The 1,986-nt window shown below is 66.7% G+C and carries 1 protein-coding gene; it reads right to left on the bottom strand.

What is annotated here, in order from left to right:
* Positions 1-1,818, bottom strand: a 1,818-nt coding sequence (locus ACIPEK_RS46570; protein ID WP_402009099.1) for an amino acid adenylation domain-containing protein, incomplete at its 3' end; no start/stop codon positions are given.
* Positions 1,819-1,986: the final 168 nt, after the last annotated feature.

Raw genomic sequence — 1,986 nt, 5'->3', positions numbered from 1 at the left:
GTTGTACTCGGTCGATTCGGGTTCGAGCTGGTCCAGGAACCACAGACGCTGCTGCGCGAACGACAACGGCAACGGCCGATCCCGGTCGGCCCGTGTCACCGCCGGAGCCACAACCCCGGCCGCCTTCTCGACGACCGCGGCAAGCCCCCGCACCGTCGGCCGATCGAACAACACCGAGACCGCGACCTCCACACCCAGGACCTCGCGGACCCGGGAGATCACCTGCGTCGCCAGCAGCGAATGCCCACCCAGCTCGAAGAAACTGTCCGTGACACCGACCCGGTCCACACCCAAAACCCCGGCCCAGATCCCCGCCAGCAACTCTTCCGTCGCCCCCGAAGGAGCAACAAACCCCTCACTGGGCTGCCGGGCCCCTTCCGGCGCGGGCAGCGCCGACCGGTCCAGCTTGCCGTTCGCCGTCAACGGCAACCCGGCAAGCTCCACGAACACCGACGGCACCATGAACTCCGGCAACCGACCGCCCGCGAACTCCCGCAACTCACCAACCGACGGAATCCCCACCGTCACATCCGCCGGCACCACATACGCCACCAGCCGACAATCACCCTCCACACCGAACACCATCACCACAGCGGTACGCACCTGCGGGTGATCAGCCAGGACGGCCTCGATCTCACCCGGCTCGATACGAAAACCACGCACCTTCACCTGATCATCCACACGGCCCACAAAATCGAGCTGCCCATCCGACAGCCACCGCACCACATCCCCCGACCGATACATACGACTACCGTCGGCCGCGAACGGGTCCGCCACGAACCGCTCACCCGTCAGACCAGCACGACCCCCATAACCACGCGCCACACCCACACCCGCGATATACAGCTCACCCACCACACCAACCGGAACCGGACGCAGCTGAGCGTCAAGGACATAGACACGGGTATTGGCCAGCGGCCTGCCGATGGACGGGACACCGCCCCCGTCCGGCTCCGCCAGACCCGCAGAGGCAATCACCGTCACCTCGGTGGGTCCGTAGCCGACGAAGAAGCGGCGCCCGGGCGCCCACTCCCGCACAACTCCCTCACCCACACGCTCCGACCCGACGAAGAGACCGACCACACCCGACAGACCGCTCCGGTCCAGGACACCCAGCAGGGACGGCGACACGCTTGCCGCCACAACACCCTCGCTACGCACCAAGCGCTCAAGACCGACCCCCACCCGACGCTCCGCCGACGAAGCCACCACCAACGTGCCACCACCAGCCAGCGTCACCGCCACATCCAGCACCGCCGCGTCGAAACTCAACGACGCGAACTGCAGCACCCTCACACCCGGCCCCACACCCAACACCGGCCGCAACGCCAGCGCCAGATTCACCACACCACCATGCGCAACCTGCACACCCTTCGGCCGACCCGTCGAACCCGACGTATAAATCACATACGCCAACTGATCAACATACGTCGCCACCCCAGGGGCCGACGACGCAAGACCCCCCAGCTCCGCCCGCACCACCACGTCATCGAGCCACACCACACGACCAGACACCGGCAGCCCCTCAGCCACCGACCGCTCACCCACCAACACCTGCACACCCGCATCCGCAACCATGAACTCCAACCGATCAGCGGGATACTCCGGATCCAACGGCACATACGCACCACCCGCCAGCCACACCCCAAGCATCGCCACCACCACGTCAACACCACGCGGCAGACACAAACCCACCACCGACTCAGCCCCCACACCCACACCACGCAACAGATGCGCCAAACGACTCGCCCGACCCATCAACCCCCCATACGTCAACACCTCCCCACCCGACACCACAGCCACCACATCCGGAGCCACCCCAGCCCGCCCCGCAATCAACTCATGCACACCACCCACCAACGGCAACTCCACCACGCCACCGTCCCCACCGGCCACCAGCTGCTCACGCTCACCGGCAGAGACCACCGAGAGGTCACCCACTCGCTGCCCCGCATCCTCAGCCACCGCCTCCAGCACCGTCACCAG

It is taken from the genome of Streptomyces sp. NPDC088246, assembly GCF_044741025.1.
Classification (GTDB): domain Bacteria; phylum Actinomycetota; class Actinomycetes; order Streptomycetales; family Streptomycetaceae; genus Streptomyces.
This window is presented reverse-complemented; position numbering and strand designations above follow the sequence as displayed.